The 17,608-nt window shown below is 56.0% G+C and carries 17 protein-coding genes; 11 read left to right on the top strand and 6 right to left on the bottom strand.

Annotated elements, in window-relative coordinates:
* Positions 1 to 254 precede the first annotated feature (254 nt).
* Together H650_RS19155 and H650_RS19150 are read right to left on the bottom strand one after the other, a co-directional pair.
* Complete coding sequence (locus H650_RS19155; RefSeq protein WP_020456718.1) at positions 255 to 1,445, bottom strand: multidrug efflux MFS transporter; 1,191 nt, start codon at positions 1,443 to 1,445, stop codon at positions 255 to 257.
* A 169-nt stretch (positions 1,446 to 1,614) separates the two neighbouring features.
* Positions 1,615 to 2,298, bottom strand: coding sequence for an extensin-like domain-containing protein (locus H650_RS19150; RefSeq protein WP_020456717.1), 684 nt, complete (start codon positions 2,296 to 2,298; stop codon positions 1,615 to 1,617).
* 108 nt (positions 2,299 to 2,406) lie between these two features.
* Between H650_RS19150 and ddlA the strand changes: the two genes are divergently transcribed.
* Positions 2,407 to 3,507: a D-alanine--D-alanine ligase gene (gene ddlA, locus H650_RS19145; RefSeq protein ID WP_020456716.1), complete on the top strand. Its 1,101-nt coding sequence runs from the start codon at positions 2,407 to 2,409 to the stop codon at positions 3,505 to 3,507.
* Here the strand turns inward: ddlA and H650_RS19140 are convergent, their stop codons facing one another.
* Positions 3,508 to 3,729, bottom strand: a complete 222-nt coding sequence (locus H650_RS19140; RefSeq protein ID WP_017458816.1) for a DUF2754 domain-containing protein — start codon at positions 3,727 to 3,729, stop codon at positions 3,508 to 3,510. It abuts the gene before it with no gap.
* Between the two features lie 266 nt (positions 3,730 to 3,995).
* Between H650_RS19140 and H650_RS19135 the strand changes: the two genes are divergently transcribed.
* The gene (locus tag H650_RS19135; RefSeq protein ID WP_017458815.1) at positions 3,996 to 4,304 is read left to right on the top strand and encodes a DUF2755 family protein; all 309 of its coding nucleotides are present in this window, start codon (positions 3,996 to 3,998) and stop codon (positions 4,302 to 4,304) included.
* Here the strand turns inward: H650_RS19135 and H650_RS19130 are convergent.
* The 3 genes from H650_RS19130 to H650_RS19120 form a co-directional block, all read right to left on the bottom strand.
* Entirely contained in the window at positions 4,301 to 5,428 is a 1,128-nt protein-coding gene (locus tag H650_RS19130; protein WP_020456715.1) for a DUF1615 domain-containing protein, read from the bottom strand. The genes H650_RS19135 and H650_RS19130 overlap by 4 nt on opposite strands.
* Before the next feature lie 13 nt (positions 5,429 to 5,441).
* A complete protein-coding gene (sbmA, locus tag H650_RS19125) occupies positions 5,442 to 6,662 on the bottom strand; it encodes a peptide antibiotic transporter SbmA (RefSeq protein ID WP_020456714.1) in 1,221 nt (406 codons plus the stop codon).
* A 137-nt stretch (positions 6,663 to 6,799) separates the two neighbouring features.
* A complete protein-coding gene (locus H650_RS19120; RefSeq protein ID WP_044489576.1) occupies positions 6,800 to 7,333 on the bottom strand; it encodes an isochorismatase family protein in 534 nt (177 codons plus the stop codon).
* A 192-nt stretch (positions 7,334 to 7,525) separates the two neighbouring features.
* Here H650_RS19120 and ampH point away from each other — a divergent pair, with 192 nt between their 5' ends.
* From ampH to H650_RS19075, 9 genes are all read left to right on the top strand, one after another.
* Positions 7,526 to 8,683: a D-alanyl-D-alanine-carboxypeptidase/endopeptidase AmpH gene (gene ampH, locus H650_RS19115; protein WP_020456712.1), complete on the top strand. Its 1,158-nt coding sequence runs from the start codon at positions 7,526 to 7,528 to the stop codon at positions 8,681 to 8,683.
* Positions 8,684 to 8,803: 120 nt separating this feature from the next.
* A complete protein-coding gene (gene hemB, locus H650_RS19110; RefSeq protein WP_020456711.1) occupies positions 8,804 to 9,775 on the top strand; it encodes a porphobilinogen synthase in 972 nt (323 codons plus the stop codon).
* A 142-nt stretch (positions 9,776 to 9,917) separates the two neighbouring features.
* Positions 9,918 to 11,642: a bifunctional ornithine lipid synthase OlsF gene (gene olsF, locus H650_RS19105; RefSeq protein ID WP_020456710.1), complete on the top strand. Its 1,725-nt coding sequence runs from the start codon at positions 9,918 to 9,920 to the stop codon at positions 11,640 to 11,642.
* Between the two features lie 697 nt (positions 11,643 to 12,339).
* Positions 12,340 to 13,716, top strand: a complete 1,377-nt coding sequence (gene eat, locus H650_RS19100; protein ID WP_020456708.1) for an ethanolamine permease — start codon at positions 12,340 to 12,342, stop codon at positions 13,714 to 13,716.
* 9 nt (positions 13,717 to 13,725) lie between these two features.
* On the top strand, positions 13,726 to 15,114 hold the full coding sequence (locus tag H650_RS19095) for an ethanolamine ammonia-lyase subunit EutB (protein ID WP_020456707.1): 1,389 nt from the start codon (positions 13,726 to 13,728) through the stop codon (positions 15,112 to 15,114).
* Positions 15,111 to 15,884 carry an ethanolamine ammonia-lyase subunit EutC gene (gene eutC, locus H650_RS19090; RefSeq protein ID WP_020456706.1) on the top strand — a complete coding sequence of 258 codons (774 nt, stop codon included), beginning with the start codon at positions 15,111 to 15,113 and terminating at the stop codon, positions 15,882 to 15,884. Before H650_RS19095 ends, eutC begins: the two co-directional genes overlap by 4 nt.
* A 92-nt stretch (positions 15,885 to 15,976) precedes the next feature.
* Positions 15,977 to 16,492 (top strand): hypothetical protein, encoded by a 516-nt coding sequence (locus H650_RS19085; RefSeq protein ID WP_020456705.1) that lies wholly within the window; start codon positions 15,977 to 15,979, stop codon positions 16,490 to 16,492.
* Positions 16,493 to 16,502: 10 nt separating this feature from the next.
* Entirely contained in the window at positions 16,503 to 16,952 is a 450-nt protein-coding gene (locus tag H650_RS19080) for a DUF421 domain-containing protein (RefSeq protein WP_017458803.1), read from the top strand.
* A 58-nt stretch (positions 16,953 to 17,010) separates the two neighbouring features.
* On the top strand, positions 17,011 to 17,541 hold the full coding sequence (locus H650_RS19075; RefSeq protein WP_020456704.1) for a 2-oxo-tetronate isomerase: 531 nt from the start codon (positions 17,011 to 17,013) through the stop codon (positions 17,539 to 17,541).
* Positions 17,542 to 17,608: the final 67 nt, after the last annotated feature.

Below are 17,608 nucleotides of genomic sequence, written 5' to 3'. Positions count from 1 at the left end.
TTTCCTTACGAGATTTCAAAGACGTTAGCATTGAGTTTTGATGTTGCAAAGTAGATACATGTATTATTTTTGCGGATTTTCTCACAACGCTTAATAGTCATTTAAAAAACAGGGCTAACGAAACGTTTCTCCCGCTTCGATGGCAAATCCTTTGAGTGGCTTAGCGATAAATAAAAAAAAGCGCCTGGCTTATTTGCATAAGAAAAAACGATAGTAAGGCCGAAGCAGACTTATATTATTTCGGCCCTGTTGCGTTAGCGTTTTATCCGGCGAAACGCCAGCAGTAATTGCCAGAGATTAATAAACACCACCACGGCCGTGGCGGCAAATACCCAACGGAAACCCGCCATCGCGGATACGGTGGCTCCCATCAGCGGCCCGGCAACATTTCCCAGATACATAAACGATTGGTTGTACCCGAAAATACGCCCGGTGACCTGATCGCTGGAGTATTTCAGTAGCAACGTCTGCACGGCGGGCAGCATGGCGCCATCGGCAAAACCCAGCATAAAGCGCAAGATCCCAAGCTGGAGCGGCGACGTAACAAACGACATGGCGAAGAACAGCACCACGGCCACCGCCATCGTCGCCATTAAAATGCGCGATGTACCAATGCGATCCCCCAATTTGCCGAGGCGCGGGGCGGAAATCAGCGCCGAGACACCGGGCACAGCAGCGATAAGCCCGCTGAGAAAAGCAATGTTAGTGGTATGCGGTGACAAAGATTGAATAAACAGCGCCAGGATCGGGCCGATAGAGCCGTTGCACAGCTGAATCACCATGGTGGTGATAAACAAACTGATCACCAGCGCCGGGTACGGCAAGGTAGAGAACACCGCCTTGCCGCTCAGGCGATCGCCCTTTTTCACCGTCGGTCTGACGCCCTCTTTAATTAAAAACAGCGTGACGAGGAAACTCACGATCAGCAATATCGCCGTGATAAGGAACACCATGCGCAGCCCCACATGGTCGGCGAGAAAACCACCCATCAGCGGCCCGCCAATCACGCCGCTTATCTGCGCCGTGGAGAGCGTACTTAGCGCCCAGCCGCTGCGCTCGCGCGGCACCTGCGAAGCCACCAGCGCCATCGCATTGGGAATATAACCAGAGGTCAGCCCCATCACGCCGCGCAGGATCAACAACTGCCAGACATTGGTGGCAAACGCCTGTAACAGAATCGCGATCGCCATCCCTAACGAGGCGCGCAATAGCATCAGTTTGCGCCCTTTCCGGTCCGCCAGACTGCCCCACATGGGCGAAACAATCGCCGAAACCAGAAAGGTGATACTGAACGTTAAGCCTGACCACATCGACAGCGCTTCATGGGACGTCACGCCCAATTGCGCAACATATAACGGCAAGAACGGCAGAATTTGGCTGATGGCCAGCCCGGTGAAAAAACAACCGAACCAGACCGAGATAAGATTGACCTTCCAGGATTCCATAAGTACGCGTAATTATTGAGATTTTGACAAACAGCGCACAGGTTAACAAGAATGCGCCAGCGATGAGTCACCAGAGATGCGGTGACGGCGATTTCGGTATTTTATCTGTCAGCTTGCGTTTCATGCCGCCGCCCGGAGGAGAAACCCCATTATTGACAGTGGATTATGCTTAGCGACAGAGGCCAAAGCCGCGCATGCCAAGATGAAAATGGTTAGCGTGAGCCGCGTTGTACTCCGGCCCAAGGCCGTTACCGTAATAGCCGCAACTGGCGCTTAACATTGCCCGCAGCCACGGCTGTGTTCGCGCCTGCCGCCAGCCCTTCAGTACCGTCACGGACTGGCCATTCGCCAGTCGAAAACCACTGAGATCAAGCGCTTCGGCGCTGGCATGCTCGCTACGTCGCGCATCGGCGCGGTTGTAGATATTGCGACACGCATAGCTGCCAAGATGATCGATACGCGTAAGCTGGCTGCCCATAAAGCGTTCGGTGAGTGGCCGCGCCTGTTGCTCGACAAACAGCGCGGAACTGAGCGCCAGCGGGCAACTGGCGAGAAAACTGCTGCTCAGTTTAACCGCGCCAAAGTCGCGTACCCGTACGACATTGGTTAACGGGCAATCTCCGGCACTGTCGGCAACCGGAGCCGACGAGATCAGGCGTTGCTGGTTCGCCTGCGACAATAATTCCGCACAGGCTTGCGGCGGCAAGCGGCGCAGTTTGAACTGCGTAATGCGCCCGGGCGGGTCGCTAAGCTGTAACGGCGCAAACGGGTTGTAGTAAGACGGCAACGCGCGGTAGCCAACCCAAATCACCGCCAGAAGGATGCACAAAACAATCAGCCCTTTCCCGCTCACGTCGCCTCCTTCTGGTTTCCAGAAAACATTATGGCAGAAGGCCGCGAATCGTGCGTTTTGACGTGCTATGGTATGTGCTTTGTGAATTCAGTGTGAGTGAACGGAGAAATGGCAAAACTGCGGGTAGGGGTCGTCTTTGGCGGCAAATCAGCGGAACATGAAGTGTCGTTACAGTCGGCGAAAAATATCGTCGACGCCATGGATAAATCACGCTTTGACGTGGTGCTGCTGGGGATCGATAAACAGGGGCAGTGGCATGTCAGCGATGCGAATAATTACCTGCTAAACGCCAACGATCCGGCGCGTATCGCCTTAAACCCCTCGGAAAATAGCGTGGCGCTGGTGCCGGGGATCCAACAGCAACAACTGATCCAGGCAGAAAACAGCACACCGCTTCCGAATGTCGATGTGATCTTCCCGATTGTTCACGGCACGCTGGGCGAAGATGGTTCATTACAGGGTATGCTGCGTCTGGCGAACTTGCCGTTTGTCGGCTCCGACGTGCTCGCCTCTGCAGCCTGCATGGATAAAGACGTCACCAAGCGCCTGTTACGCGACGCCGGGCTTTCCATCGCCCCGTTTATCACGCTAACTCGCGCCAATCGCGGGCAGATTAGCTTCAGCGATGTGCAAGCCAGGCTCGGTTTGCCGCTGTTTGTTAAACCCGCCAACCAGGGTTCCTCCGTGGGCGTCAGCAAAGTGACGAATGAAGCGCAGTACCAGGCGGCGGTCAACCTGGCGTTTGAATTCGATAAAAAAGTAGTTGTTGAAACCGGCATCAAAGGCCGTGAGATTGAATGCGCCGTGCTGGGTAATGACTCACCGCAGGCCAGTACCTGTGGCGAAATCGTGCTTAATAGCGAGTTTTACGCCTACGACACCAAATACATCGATGAAAACGGGGCTCAGGTGGTTGTGCCCGCCGACATTGATCCGGCAATCAACGATAAAATCCGCGGCATTGCCGTGCAGGCTTATCAGGCGCTGGGTTGTGAAGGGATGGCGCGCGTGGATGTGTTCCTGACGCCGGAAAACGACGTAATCATTAACGAAATCAACACGCTGCCAGGGTTCACCAATATCAGCATGTACCCGAAACTGTGGCAGGCGAGCGGCATTGGTTATAGCGAGTTAATCACGCGCCTGATTGAGCTGGCTATTGCGCGCCATCAGGCTAACAGCGCGCTGAAAATTACCGTTAATAACTAATTACTGCGGTTTATCCGCCGTCTCCTCGTCCTCCGGGCGGCGGCGGATAATTAACCCGGCCAGCCAGAAACCAATCACCCAGGTTACCAGCCCCACCGCGTAGGTTTGCCAGCCTTTGGCTTCAAACCCCAGCAGCCCGACCACGCCATTCAGAATAAATATCAACCCAATCGCAAACGCGTAATAGTGCCAGTCACGGCGAATTTTTACAGGCAGCTTCATGACAACTCCGGCAGTCAAAACGGCATCATCGCACAACCGCCGCTTACCGTCTGTGGCGTATGCGGAAATTCTGAAATGTTACCAAGGTAATTAAAACGTTACAGAAATGTGAGCATCGGCAAAAATCATCCAACTGGAATCATTCCCGGGGCGAAATTATCACCATTCTGATGTTGACAAAGCGGTACAACTGCCAAAATTACCGTCAGTTGAGGCCACGCGCCAACTACATCGAGCGTTAAAAAGTAAAGAGTACCGGAGGTCTTATGGCTGACTTTACTATGTCAAAACCCTTTAAGGGCGCAAAACAACGTGACACCTCCAGACCGGGTAATATTGCTTACGCCGTATTCGTACTACTCTGCTTCTGGGCGGGTGCGCAGCTGCTGAACCTGCTGGTGCATGCACCGGGCGTGTTCGAGCATCTGATGCAAGTGCAGGACACCACCCGCCCGCACGTAGAAATGGGAATGGGCGTCGGCACGATTTTCGGTCTTGTGCCTTTCCTCGCGGGAAGCGCCCTGCTCGGCGTCATCTTCCTTATCTTACGCTGGCGACACCACCATTCGCGCTAGTTCTGCGCCATGCAGGCGGCCCGACGATCGTCGACGCGCTTCGCAAACCATGCTGTTGTCAGGTTGCGCGTGATCTTCGGGCTTTCCAGCTTGATCCCCGGCAGTACCTCTCTCGGCAATGGTTTGCCGCTTTTCTTCTCGGCCAGCCGATAAACTTCGCGATAGAGTTTGGTCTCTTCCAGCTTGTCGCTGTCTCCGCGCTCCAGTTGCCGACGGATATCACGATCGCTCATGCCCAGCGAAGCGCCCAGTTTGCGCACGGCTAATTCCGTGCTACCCGCATCGCTGCTGCCGTACAAAATCAAATCGCCGTCGAGCGCCAGTTTCACACCGGTCGCTTTGCTGATGGCGTTCTGAAACGCCGCGTTACGGCTGGCATACAGCCCGGCGTTAAAATCGGCGAAACGGTAGATGGGTGCGGTGTAACTGGCCGGGTAGTTGAGCAGATGATAGGTGCCAAACCATAATCCACCGCGGCGGCTGAAGACCTCCTGGCGCACGGTGCCTTCCATTTTCCACGGATAACCGTCCGTATGCTGCTCGGCAAAGGCGATGCTAATCTGCATCGGCCCGCCGGTGCGCACTGGGTTGAGCGAACCAAACAGTTTCTGCCCCATCGGCACCATGCCAATGAAGTCATCAAAAATGGCGCTGAGCTCTTTTTCGGTGCGCACTTTGTCCAACCGTTCGCTGTAGCTTTTACCGTTCGGCGACGGGATTTTCAGCGCGGTATGCACCAGCATCGTTGGGATGTGCATCCGCTCGGCGCGCTTATCGATCTCTTTCCAGGCAATTTTATTCAGCCCCGGCACCACCGGATCAGACTGGTAATTGGATTCCTGCTGCGCCACCGCCAGCACCGAACAGATATTCTCCAGCGTCGGCGACAGCTTCTGGCTGCTAAAGGTTGTCGCCAGATCCTGCGCCCAGCCTTCGCGATCTTTCACGCTGGCGGGAATGGTTCGCCGCACCACGCTTGCGACATCCATCGGCTTGTTCTGCTGTTGTTCCAACGCTTTTTCTTTTTCAGCTTCGGCTTCTTTTTGCGAAAGCGAGCCCTGCGTACTACACCCGGCGAGAATCAACGTCGCCAGCAACCAGCCAAAACGGGGGACGTAAACCATAACGTTCCTTGTGTTAACCAAAAGTATGGGGCACAGGCTGGATCTCCTGCCCATCCAGCGCACGCTCAAAACTGCGTAAACGTTTATAGATAGACATCAGCTCCACCAACGTCGTCCAGGAAGAGATCAAATACTGGAACGAACTGCGCACCTGCTCGAACACGTTGGTTATCTGGCGCATCAGACCGAAAGTGATAGCCCCGGCGGCAATCGTCGGGAACAGCACAATCAGGCCAACCACCACATCAACCTGCATGTACAGGATACGGGCGATATTGAAATACATATAGTGGAAATAGAGCCGGAAATAGTTACGGCGCACGGCGGCGAACAGCTCTGTAACGGTATGCGGCCTGGCGCGACCGGCATCATCTTCGCCGTAGACCAGCTCTTTACGGTAAGCCGCTTCCACGCGCTGGTTTTTAAACGCCAGACCCGGCAGTTTGATGCCCACAAACGCCAGCAACACGGTGCCGAGCAATGCCCAGCTCACGGCGGCAATCACCAGGCCATAAGCGATGTGCCCAACCACTGGTATCTCTTGTACATGCGGCGACAACGCCACCAGCACCGGCAAAAAAGCGATCAACGTCATGATAGCGTTAATAAAACTGGTGCCCATATCTTCAAGCGTCGAGGCGAAACGCATGGTGTCTTCCTGCACGCGCTGCGCCGCGCCTTCGATATGGCGTAAACGCTCCCAGTGCGCCATATAATATTCGTTCATCGCCGTACGCCAGCGGAACACATAGTGGCTGACGAAAAAGTTATTGAGCACCGCCACCGTTACGGCAATCAGTGCGATCCACAAAAACACGCCAATCTCGCTGTACAACTGATGAATGCTGACTTTGTTCGGCGCGCTGAGTGCGGTCTGGATAAGATCGTAAAACGGCTGATACCAGGCGTTAATGGCGACATTCACTTCCACCAAAAACCAGGTCACAAAGATAATTAACGCGGTGCCGAGAATCGACCAGCGCTGCCAGCGATGCGGCGAGAGGGTAAACCAGAACAGCGCAAACACGCCGACACAAAGCAGATAGTAGGCATAAAACAACAGATAGCCAGGGCTCCAGAAACGCGCGGCGCTAATCGGCACATCCGCAGACGCACCGGTGAGACGCATCAACCACGCTTCACCACCGGCCTGCCAGAAAACCACGGTAATCGCGGTCCAGATGAACACCGACAAAAAGAACAACGCCGGTTTCGGAAAGAAGGACTTAAACATAATGCTCTCCTGCTCACTTCTTATTATTTACGACAAATGCTGTGCATCACTGTGTGTAAGCCCCTGAATGGGCCGCGACAAAAAAAGCGCCGCGAAATGCGGCGCCGTCTGGTTAAATCTGACCTGAGCTTAACGCCTTAGTTCGTTTGCCATTCGTGAAGAATTGTTTCGACGGGTTTCACTAACACCGGGTTGCCCGGCACCGTTAACGTGCGCCACACCTCGTTATAGTGATCGATTAACACCGTGGCCTGCGCCGCCGGGCGATTCGCCGTGGTGTGCGCATCTTGCGCGACGGTAATGGCGTAGCCACGGCTGGCGCCATTTTTCAGCGTGGTATCCACGCAGTAATCAGTGGCACACCCGCACATCACAAAAGCGCGAATGTCATGCTCATGCAGCACGCTTTCGAGTGTGGTGTGATAAAACGCGTCGCAGGCGGTTTTGGTGACATACAGTGCGTTCGCCGGTTGCGTCAGCTCCGGCAGAAGAGCAAACCCGTCGCTGCCCTCTTCCAGCTCACCAGCCTCAGCATGTTGAATAAAAATCACCGTATCCGCTGCCGCGGTCAGTTGATTAATACGCGCCACGCAGTGCTCACGCTGAATACGCTCTGTGGCAAACACGCCGTTTTGCATATCCACCACCATCACTACCCGTTGACTTGCCATTACCTGACTCCTGAGTGTGGGAAAGAAAGAGGTTATCACAGCCGCCTTACACCAGAGTCATAGGGAAAAAATTTCATATTTACCCATCGTTACGTATTAGGGCGAAATAACACGCTTATTGGTGCTTTGCATCGAATCGCCGGGTAGTATAAATATCCTCTATCGTTCCCATTCTTATATGGATCCCCTTCGTTGAAACGTTGTCTGCTTTTCTCCGCGTTGCTCTGCACGCTGAGTATGTCCAGCGCCCGTGCGGCGCAACAATCTCCCGATCCGGTATTTGCCTCTGACATTGTCGATCGTTACGCCAACCACATCTATTACGGTAGCGGTGCGACCGGGATGGCAATGGTGGTCATCGACGGTAACCAGCGCGTGTTCAGAAGTTTTGGTGAAACCCGTCCGGGCAATAATGTGCGCCCGCAGCTGGATTCGGTTATCCGTATAGCTTCGCTCTCCAAGCTGATGACCAGCGAAATGCTGGTGAAACTGCTCGATCAGGGCCGGGTACGTCTTGACGATCCATTAAGCAAATATGCGCCACCTGGCGCGCGCGTACCGACCTACGAAGGCACGCCGATCAAGCTGGTTAACCTCGCGACCCATACCAGCGCCCTGCCGCGTGAGCAGCCTGGCGGCGCCGCGCACCGCTCGGTATTTGTCTGGCCAACGCGCGAACAGCGCTGGAGCTGGCTCTCCACCGCGAAGCTAAAAACCGCGCCGGGCGCGCAGGCGTCTTACTCCAACCTGGCCTTTGACCTGCTGGCCGATGCGCTTTCTCAGGCGGCCGGAAAACCCTATCCGCAGCTATTTGAAGAGCAGATAACCCGCCCGCTGGGGATGAAAGACACCACCTTTACGCCGTCGCCGGATCAGTGCAAGCGTCTGATGGTGGCGGAAAAAGGTGCCAGCCCGTGCGATAACACGCTGGCAGCGATTGGCAGCGGCGGCGTTTACTCCACGCCGGGCGATATGATGCGCTGGATGCAGCAGTTCCTCTCGTCCGATTTCTATACCCGCAACAGCCAGGCCGATCGGATGCAAACGCTGATCTACCCGCGTAATCAGCTCACCAAGGTGATTGGCATGGATGTTCCTGGCAAAGCCGACGCGCTGGGTCTTGGCTGGGTCTATATGGCACCGAAAGACGGCCACCCAGGCATCATCCAGAAAACCGGTGGCGGCGGCGGTTTCATCACCTATATAGCGATGGTACCGCAGCATAACGTCGGCGTCTTTGTGGTGATGACCCGTTCACCGCTGACGCGCTTTACCAGCATGAGCGACGGCGCGAACGACCTGGTCAGCGAGCTGAGCAACAATAAGCCGCTGGTGGTCCCGGCCTCCTGATGCGGCAAAAGGCAGGCGGTTTGCCGCCTGCCTTCCCCTTTTAACAGCGATTTTGGTAAAACAGCCCGCCGCCTTTTCGGCTACAATGCCGCCATCTGTTCCACAAACATCAGGCATACCATGACCGATTTAATTACTCGCCCCCGCCGCCTGCGCAAATCGCCTGCGCTGCGCGCCATGTTTGAAGAGACAACACTGAGCAAAAACGACCTGGTGTTGCCGATCTTTGTTGAAGAAGAGCTCGACGATTACAAAGCTATCGCCGCTATGCCGGGCGTGATGCGCATTCCGGAAAAGTATCTGGCGCGCGAAATCGAACGCATCGCCAACTCCGGGATCCGCTCAGTGATGACCTTTGGTATTTCGCATCACACCGATGCGACCGGCAGCGATACCTGGCAGGAAAACGGCCTGGTGGCGCGGATGTCGCGCATCTGCAAAGAGACAGTGCCGGAAATGGTGGTGATGTCCGACACCTGTTTTTGCGAATACACCTCGCACGGTCACTGCGGCGTGTTGTGCGATCACGGCGTGGATAACGACGCCACCCTGATTAACCTCGGTAAACAAGCGGTGATTGCCGCCGCGGCAGGCGCCGATTTCATCGCGCCATCGGCGGCGATGGACGGCCAGGTGCAGGCGATCCGTCAGGCGCTGGACGCGGCGGGCTTTACCGATACCGCGATCATGTCCTATTCGACTAAATTCGCCTCATCCTTCTACGGTCCGTTCCGCGAAGCAGCGGGCACGGCACTGAAAGGCGATCGTAAAACCTATCAGATGCACCCGATGAACCGCCGCGAAGCGATTCGCGAGTCGCTTATCGATCAGGCCGAAGGCGCAGATTGCCTGATGGTGAAACCGGCTGGCGCTTATCTCGATATCCTGCGTGATATCCGCGAGCGTACCGAGCTGCCGCTGGGCGCTTATCAGGTGAGTGGGGAATACGCGATGATCAAGTTTGCCGCTCAGGCAGGCGCGATTGATGAAGACAAAGTGGTACTGGAAAGCCTGGGTGCGATTAAACGCGCCGGCGCGGATTTGATTTTCAGCTATTTCGCCCTCGATCTCGCCGAACGCGGCATCCTCTGAACGAAGCGGGCCTGGCCCGCTTTTTTTTGCCTTTGCTTCTGATTCTCCTCGCGTCTTTAAAGTGTCATTTATTCATTGTAATGAAATGTAAGCGTCATCTTCGCCCTTTACTGTCATCGGCAAGACGGGAGGAGGAATCACCATGTTTAGTCTCGACAATGTACTTGAGGATCTCTGGCCACAGGCCAGGCCAGCACCCTGGCAAAAAAATCTGCTCAGACGCCTGCTCTATGAGCAAGAGTTTCAGCAGTTCGCCGCGCGCCACCCCCACCTGAAAGGGCTGGATATGGTGGAACAAGTACTCGAACATCTACAAATCCGCTGCACCGTTCCCGCTCACTGCCTCGAACAAATCCCTGAACATGGCCCGCTGGTCATCATTTCCAACCATCCGACAGGCACGCTCGACGGGCTGGCGCTGATGTACGCGGTTTCCCGCGTTCGCCGCGATGTGAAAGTGGTCACCAATCGCATGCTGACGCACCTTGAGCCGCTCAGCTCGCTGTTTATTCCGGTGGATAACATGGGTGGACGTACGCGTAAATCCTCATTGCAGCAAATGGAAAACCATCTGCAAGGCGGCGGCGTGTTGATCTTCTTCCCGGCCGGGGAAGTTTCGCGCCTGACGCGCAAAGGCATTCGCGACAAAGGCTGGCACGCCGGGTTTATTAAACTGGCCAGCAAATTCCGCACCCCGCTGCTGCCGGTATGGATTGACGCGCGCAACAGCGCCCTGTTCTACGCCAGCGCGATGGTCTCTGAAACGCTGCCCTTTTTACTGCTTATGCAGCAGATGTTTCGCCGGCGCGACAGCGCGCTGCCGATCAAAATCGGTGAACGTATTCCCTGGGACAGCTGGCACACGCCGCAGCTCGCGCCGCGCGAGCTGGCCGATAAGTGTCGCAAACATGTCCTGCGTCTTGGCAAGGGATTGCCCGGCCCCTTCAAAACCGAGTGTGCCATCGCACGTCCGGAAGAGCGCATTACGCTGCGCCGGGAGCTTAACAACGCCGAATGCCTCGGCCGCACCGCTGATGGCAAGGTCATCTATCTGTGGCAGCGTAAAGGGCAGGAAGATGCGCCGCTGCTGCGCGAACTGGGGCGACTGCGTGAAATCGCCTTCCGCGCGGTGGGCGAAGGCAGCGGTAAACGTCGTGATACGGATAAATATGACGACGATTACCTGCATCTGATTTTGTGGGATGAGGCCGATCTGGAAATTGTCGGCGCTTACCGTTTTATGCCAACCGCGCAGCAAATGGCGGCGCGCGGTGTAGAAGGGTTATACAGCTACAGCCTGTTCCATTACGACGATCGCATGGCGGATGTGCTGCGCCACGGCATCGAACTGGGGCGCAGCTTTATTCAGCCGCGCTACTGGGGACGTCGCGGGCTGGATTATCTGTGGTCGGGTATTGGTGCCTATCTGGCGCGTTATCCGCAGTATCGCTACCTGTTTGGCCCGGTCTCTATTTCCGGCGGTATGCCGCCTGCGGCGCGCGATCTGCTGGTGGCATTCTACCGCCTGTGGTTCCCGGCAACCTGGCCGCTGGCGTCATCGCGCCGCCCGTGGCCTGCCAGCATGCCGGAAGTGCTGGCGCAGTTTACCGGCGATGATTACACCGAAGATCTGACGCGGCTGAAATCGCTGCTGGGAAACCTGGGCTGCGGCATTCCGCCCCTGTATAAACAATATTCCGAACTGTGTGAGCCAGGCGGCGTGCAATTTATTGATTTCGGCTGCGACCCGGATTTTAACAACTGCGTGGATGGCCTGGTGCTGGTGGATTTAACGCACCTGAAAGCGAACCGCTACGAGCGGTATATTGCTGCGCATCTGCCGCAGCCGGAAACAGAAACGGCATAACGTAAACCTGCACAAAATACAAAAGCCGTCGCGTTATGCGTGACGGCTTTTTAACGGATCCTGTCAGCCATGCACCAGCCGCAACTGTGCTCGTCGGCTATTTAAACGAGGGTTGTCGGTAAAAATGACATATAAAATGGGTCGCCAGGCCATGACGTCCTCCTTTGCTAAATATCATCCTGGGTTTGGCTGAAAATTATTGTGTCAAACTAAAGTGCCAGACAATTCAGGTCAACCCATTATTCCGGATTAGATTTAACATCAGGTTATTACGCTAATGATATGTGTTGCGCCTCACAAAAAAAGAAATAAATCACGCTGTAAAATCAACATGTTAAGTTATTGTGAATTACGCCATTTAAATAACATATCATCACTTTAATTAAAGCCTGATATGACAAAAAAGGGTTAAGAATAGTCGGATTTAAATTTCCAGTTATTCCCTATAACATTTCCAGAAACCGGGCTATCGCCTTTTTTTATTAATCCGTCGGCAATTAATTTCACCTTAAGCAGCATATTCGCCAGTTTCACCATTGCAGGGCAGTCTGCACCAGAATCCGATCTGCCACGGTGCAAGCCATGCATCATTTCAAAGCCATAATTATTTAACCAATTAATTAATAAAGGAATATATCTTTTGGCACCGCCTTTGCACCTTTACTGCTAACTGTATTCAATGGCGAGGCAGTAAAGCATGAGCACACAAACAACACTAAAAAGAACACTGGGCAGCTTCCGTCTGTGGGGCATTGCCGTCGGGCTGGTGATTTCAGGGGAGTATTTTGGCTGGAGCTATGGCTGGTCGCAGGCTGGCACGCTCGGTTTTTTGATTGTCGCACTGTTAATTGCCGCGATGTATTGCGCCTTTATCTTTAGTTTTACCGAGCTGACCACTGCCATTCCTCATGCCGGTGGCCCTTTCGCTTACGCGTACCGCGCATTTGGGCCAACGGGCGGGTTTATTGCCGGTTTTGCCACCTTAATCGAGTTTGTTTTCGCACCTCCGGCTATCGCAATGGCGATTGGCGCGTACCTGAACGTGCAGTTCCCGTCGCTGGATGCGAAATGGGTGGCGTGCGGCGCATACCTCATCTTTATGGCGCTGAACATTCTCGGCGTCGGCATTGCCGCGACGTTTGAGCTGATTGTCACCCTGCTGGCAATTTTCGAACTGCTGGTGTTTATGGGCGTGGTGGCACCGGGCTTCTCCTGGGGCAACTTTACCGCCAACGGCTGGGCAGGCGCAGAGAGCTTCAGCAGCCTGGCGCTGCCGGGCATGTTTGCCGCGATCCCCTTCGCCATCTGGTTCTTTCTCGCCATTGAAGGCGCTTCTATGGCAGCGGAAGAAGCCAAAGATCCGAAACGCACCATTCCGCGTGCACTCGGCGGCGGTATTCTGACCCTCACCGTGCTGGCGGTTGGCGTGATGATTTTTGCCGGTGGCGTTGGCGACTGGCGCACGCTGTCGAACATTAACGATCCGCTGCCGCAGGCGATGAAAGTAGTGGTCGGCAACAGCAGCGGCTGGCTGCATATGCTGGTGTGGCTCGGCTTGTTTGGCCTGGTGGCATCGTTCCACGGCATCATTATGGGTTATTCACGCCAGATCTACTCGCTGGCGCGCGCGGGCTATCTGCCGGCAAGCCTGGCAAACCTCAACCGCAAAACCCGCACGCCGCATCTGGCGATCCTCGCCGGGGGCGTGGTCGGGATTGCGGCGATTTTCTCCGACTCGCTGGTCACCATCAGCGGCATGCCGCTCACCGCCTGTATTGTGACGATGTCCGTTTTCGGGGCTATCGTTATGTATATCACCTCAATGGCCGCGCTGTTTAAGCTGCGCCGCAGCGAACCGGAACTTGAGCGCCCGTTTAAAGCGCCACTGTTCCCGTACGCCCCCGCGTTTGCGCTGGGCATGGCGGTGCTCTGCCTGGTGGCGATGGTCTGGTACAACACGCTGCTGGCACTGATCTTCGCGCTGATGATGCTGGGCGGCTATATGTGGTTTCGTAAAACGGCGCACGCGCGTGAACGTGCCGAGATGGACCCGCAACTGCGGGCGCTCTCCTGAGGAGACGGAATGTATAAAACCACGCTGGCTCACCGTACTTATCAGTTCGACAGCCTGAAAACGTTGATGGCGAAAGCCTCCCCGGCGCGATCCGGGGATGTGCTGGCCGGGGTGGCGGCGCAGTCGGCGGAAGAGCGGATGGCGGCGAAAATCGCCCTTGCGGATGTGCCGCTACGCGAGATCCTCGCTTCACCGCTCATCCCGTACGAAGACGATGAAGTGACGCGGTTAATCATTGATACCCACGATAGCCGCGCGTTTGCCCTGATTGCCCATCTGACGGTGGGCGAATTCCGCGACTGGCTGCTGGCCGACAGCACCGATACCGCCACGCTTAGCCATGTTGCCACGGCGATCACTCCGGAAATGGTTGCCGCCGTCAGTAAGCTGATGCGTAACCAGGATTTGATCCTCGCCGCCAGCAAATGCAGCGTGATCACCCGCTTTCGCAACACCATTGGCCTGCCCGGCCATCTCAGTGTGCGTTTGCAGCCCAATCACCCGACTGACGATCTGAAAGGCATTGCCGCCAGTATGCTCGATGGCCTGCTGTATGGCGCGGGCGACGCGGTGGTGGGCATCAACCCGGCCAGCGACAGCCTGCCGGTACTGCAAAAGCTCAACCACATGATGGCAGACATCATTGAGCGCTTTGACATCCCTACCCAGTCCTGCGTGCTGACGCATGTCACCAATACCATCCAGTTGATTGAACGCGGTGCGCCGGTTGATTTGGTGTTCCAGTCGGTGGCGGGGACGGAAGCCGCTAACAGCGGCTTTGGCATCAACCTGGCGCTGTTGCAGGAGGCACATGAAGCGGCGCTGAGCCTGAAGCGCGGCACGCTGGGCAACAACGTAATGTATTTTGAAACCGGCCAGGGCAGTTGCCTCTCAGCTAACGCGCATCACGGCGTCGATCAGCAAACCTGCGAAGCGCGCGCTTACGCGGTGGCACGACATTTTAACCCGCTGTTGGTCAACACCGTGGTTGGTTTTATCGGCCCGGAATACCTCTACGATGGCAAGCAGATCATCCGCGCCGGTCTGGAAGATCACTTCTGCGGCAAACTAATGGGACTGCCGATTGGCTGCGACGTCTGCTACACCAACCACGCTGAAGCGGATCAGGACGATATGGACACGCTGCTGACGCTGCTGTGTACCGCCGGGCTGACCTTCCTGATTGGCGTACCGGGCGCGGATGACATCATGCTCAATTACCAGAGCACCTCGTTCCACGATGCGCTCTACGCCCGCCGCCTGCTGGGGCTGAAACATGCGCCGGAGTTCGCCGAGTGGCTAACGAAGATGCAAATTATCGACACCCACGGTCAGTTGCGCCTGACTGGTGCAAACCACCCGCTGCTGACCGTTATGCCACAAGGAACGCACGCATGAATGGACCCGATGCCTGGACACTGCTGCGTGAGTTTACCGATGCCCGCATTGCGCTGGGGCGCAGCGGCGCAAGCCTGCCGACGCGGGAGGTGCTCAACTTTGGCCTCGCGCACGCCCAGGCGCGTGATGCCATTCACCAACCGTTCGACAGCGAAAACCTGGCGCAACAACTCCATGCGCTTGGCTTAAAAACGCTGGATGCGCACAGTGCCGCTGCCGATCGGCATATCTACCTGAACCGCCCGGATCTGGGCCGCCGATTGAGTGATGAGAGCCGCGAAACCCTTGCCGCACATCGCCCGCCCGCGCACGATCTGCTGCTGGTGATTGGCGACGGGCTCTCTTCCCACGCCGTACACCGTCAGTCTGTCGGGCTTATCACCGCCCTGCAGCCCTATCTGGACACGCTGGGCATTTCCCTGGGGCCCATCGTGCTGGCGCACCAGTCGCGCGTGGCGCTTGGCGATGACATTGGCGAAACGCTGGGCAGTAAAGCGGTGGCGATACTGATTGGCGAGCGTCCGGGGTTATCCTCGCCGGATAGCCTCGGCGTCTACCTCACCTGGAAACCCGCGCGCCAGCGCATTGAATCCGAGCGCAACTGCATCTCTAACATTCGCCCGGAAGGGCTCAATTACGAGGCCGCCGCGTTTAAGCTCGCCTGGTTGCTGGAACAGGCATTTCTGCGCCGTCTCACGGGTGTGCAACTGAAAGACGAAAGCGACAACCCGGCGCTGCACGGGCGCGTGACACCCCGTATTACGCGCTGATCTCAACACAGAGCGCTGGCGTGACGAAGCGCTCTTTCTCCCCTCGTCATCTACACTCTTTACGTTATTTACGGCGAACCCGTGGAGGGCGTATGGAGAAAAAAAGCAGCGCTGACGCAGAGCGAACATGGCCCGTGAAAGATAACCCCTTCTGGCTGCATGTTGAAATGCAGGTGCAAAAATGGGGGGCGATAGCGCTTATCGCCATTGTGATTGCCGGGCTGTGCGGGCTCTTTTCACAAGGCTGGCTGAGCAAAAAAACGGCGACCAGCGCCGATCACCGTCTCACCGTCGAGTACGACCGCTTTGGTCGGCTACAAAGCGATCTGGATATGCAGATAACCGCCAGTGCTACGGCCGACAACCACATCACTTTCACCCTGGGCGGCGATTTCATGCACGATTTTGAGATCCGCACCCTGCAACCACAACCGCTCAACATGTTCAGCCGCAGCGGCGAACTGGTGCTGGAATATACCCGCCCCGCCGCCGATAAACCGCTGACCGTATGGCTGGGGCTGACACCGCTCGGCGTCGGTAACAGCACGCAGCGGATTGCAGTGAATAACGCCCCCCCGCTTACCCTGACGCAGTTTATCTGGCCCTGAGGAGAACGCGATGGACATGGTATTACGCGCGATAGCTATCTATCTGGTACTGATGGTGGTATTCAAAATCGCCGGGCGCCGGGCGCTGCTACAGATGACCTCTTTTGATCTGATTTTGCTGCTGATCATCAGTGAAGCCACGCAACAAGCGCTACTCGGTAATGACTTTTCCGTGACCGGCGCGGCGCTGACCATTATCACGCTGGTGGTGGTGGATATCTTATTTGGCACGCTGAAGAAGTATGTCAAAGGGGCGGAAAACCTGATCGACGGCACGCCGGTGGTGTTAGTGGAGAATGGTCAAATGCTGGAAAACAAAATGCGCGAAGCCGATATCACGCGCGACGACATTATGGTGTCAGCGCGAAATAACCAGGGCATCGCCGATCTGGCGGAGATTAAATTCGCCATTCTTGAGCGCAACGGCCATATCTCGATTATTCCCAAAAACTCATCATGACTTTTCGCTCGCTATACTTTGCTTACCGAGTCACAACCGACTTTACGAAAAATAGCTTATGAATGAAGATATTACCTTAACGAACAACATGAATGCGCTGCTCTGCCTGCCTATCCCAATGCTGGCAGCGCAACTGGGTGAGTTGCTTACCCAAAAACAGCTACGCGTTACCACGGCGGAATCCTGTACCGGCGGACAAATCGCCACTGCGCTGTGCGCCGCAGGCGATACGCCAGCCTTCTTTGGCTGCGGGTTTGTTTCGTTTACCGATGAAGCGAAAAGTACCCTGTTGCATGTCAAACGCGAAACGCTGGCGCGCTGGACGGCGGTGAGCGAGCAGACGGCCAGCGAGATGGTGCAAGGCGCTTGCGCGGTCAGCCATGAACCGGTCGGGATTGCGGTCACCGGTTATGCCGGCCCGGATGGCGGCGAAGATGGCACGCCGGCCGGAACCGTGTGGTTTGCCTGGGCGCTACCGGGACAAGCGCCGATCACGGCGCTGCGCCACTTTGCCGGGGATTGCGAAAGCGTGATTGAGCAGTCGGTGAAATATGCGCTGGCAACATTAATAACGTTATTAAACCGCTAACCTTTTCACTCCGCCGCGCGTCGTTATGTCGCGCGGGCCCATTTCGACCATCACGCGGTAAATCCTC

This window comes from Enterobacter sp. R4-368, from assembly GCF_000410515.1.
In the GTDB taxonomy this organism is placed as follows: domain Bacteria; phylum Pseudomonadota; class Gammaproteobacteria; order Enterobacterales; family Enterobacteriaceae; genus Kosakonia.
Note: the sequence above shows the minus strand (reverse complement) of the source record. Positions and strands in the feature narration are given on the sequence as shown.

What these genes read in the sequence shown, in the direction of transcription:
- H650_RS19155 (WP_020456718.1), bottom strand. Translation starts at nt 1,445, where the DNA reads ATGGAATCCTGGAAGGTCAATCTTATCTCGGTCTGGTTCGGTTGTTTT.
- ddlA (WP_020456716.1), top strand. Translation starts at nt 2,407, where the DNA reads ATGGCAAAACTGCGGGTAGGGGTCGTCTTTGGCGGCAAATCAGCGGAA.
- H650_RS19140 (WP_017458816.1), bottom strand. Translation starts at nt 3,729, where the DNA reads ATGAAGCTGCCTGTAAAAATTCGCCGTGACTGGCACTATTACGCGTTT.
- H650_RS19135 (WP_017458815.1), top strand. Translation starts at nt 3,996, where the DNA reads ATGGCTGACTTTACTATGTCAAAACCCTTTAAGGGCGCAAAACAACGT.
- H650_RS19130 (WP_020456715.1), bottom strand. Translation starts at nt 5,428, where the DNA reads ATGGTTTACGTCCCCCGTTTTGGCTGGTTGCTGGCGACGTTGATTCTC.
- sbmA (WP_020456714.1), bottom strand. Translation starts at nt 6,662, where the DNA reads ATGTTTAAGTCCTTCTTTCCGAAACCGGCGTTGTTCTTTTTGTCGGTG.
- H650_RS19120 (WP_044489576.1), bottom strand. Translation starts at nt 7,333, where the DNA reads ATGGCAAGTCAACGGGTAGTGATGGTGGTGGATATGCAAAACGGCGTG.
- hemB (WP_020456711.1), top strand. Translation starts at nt 8,804, where the DNA reads ATGACCGATTTAATTACTCGCCCCCGCCGCCTGCGCAAATCGCCTGCG.
- olsF (WP_020456710.1), top strand. Translation starts at nt 9,918, where the DNA reads ATGTTTAGTCTCGACAATGTACTTGAGGATCTCTGGCCACAGGCCAGG.
- eat (WP_020456708.1), top strand. Translation starts at nt 12,340, where the DNA reads ATGAGCACACAAACAACACTAAAAAGAACACTGGGCAGCTTCCGTCTG.
- H650_RS19095 (WP_020456707.1), top strand. Translation starts at nt 13,726, where the DNA reads ATGTATAAAACCACGCTGGCTCACCGTACTTATCAGTTCGACAGCCTG.
- eutC (WP_020456706.1), top strand. Translation starts at nt 15,111, where the DNA reads ATGAATGGACCCGATGCCTGGACACTGCTGCGTGAGTTTACCGATGCC.
- H650_RS19085 (WP_020456705.1), top strand. Translation starts at nt 15,977, where the DNA reads ATGGAGAAAAAAAGCAGCGCTGACGCAGAGCGAACATGGCCCGTGAAA.
- H650_RS19080 (WP_017458803.1), top strand. Translation starts at nt 16,503, where the DNA reads ATGGACATGGTATTACGCGCGATAGCTATCTATCTGGTACTGATGGTG.
- H650_RS19075 (WP_020456704.1), top strand. Translation starts at nt 17,011, where the DNA reads ATGAATGAAGATATTACCTTAACGAACAACATGAATGCGCTGCTCTGC.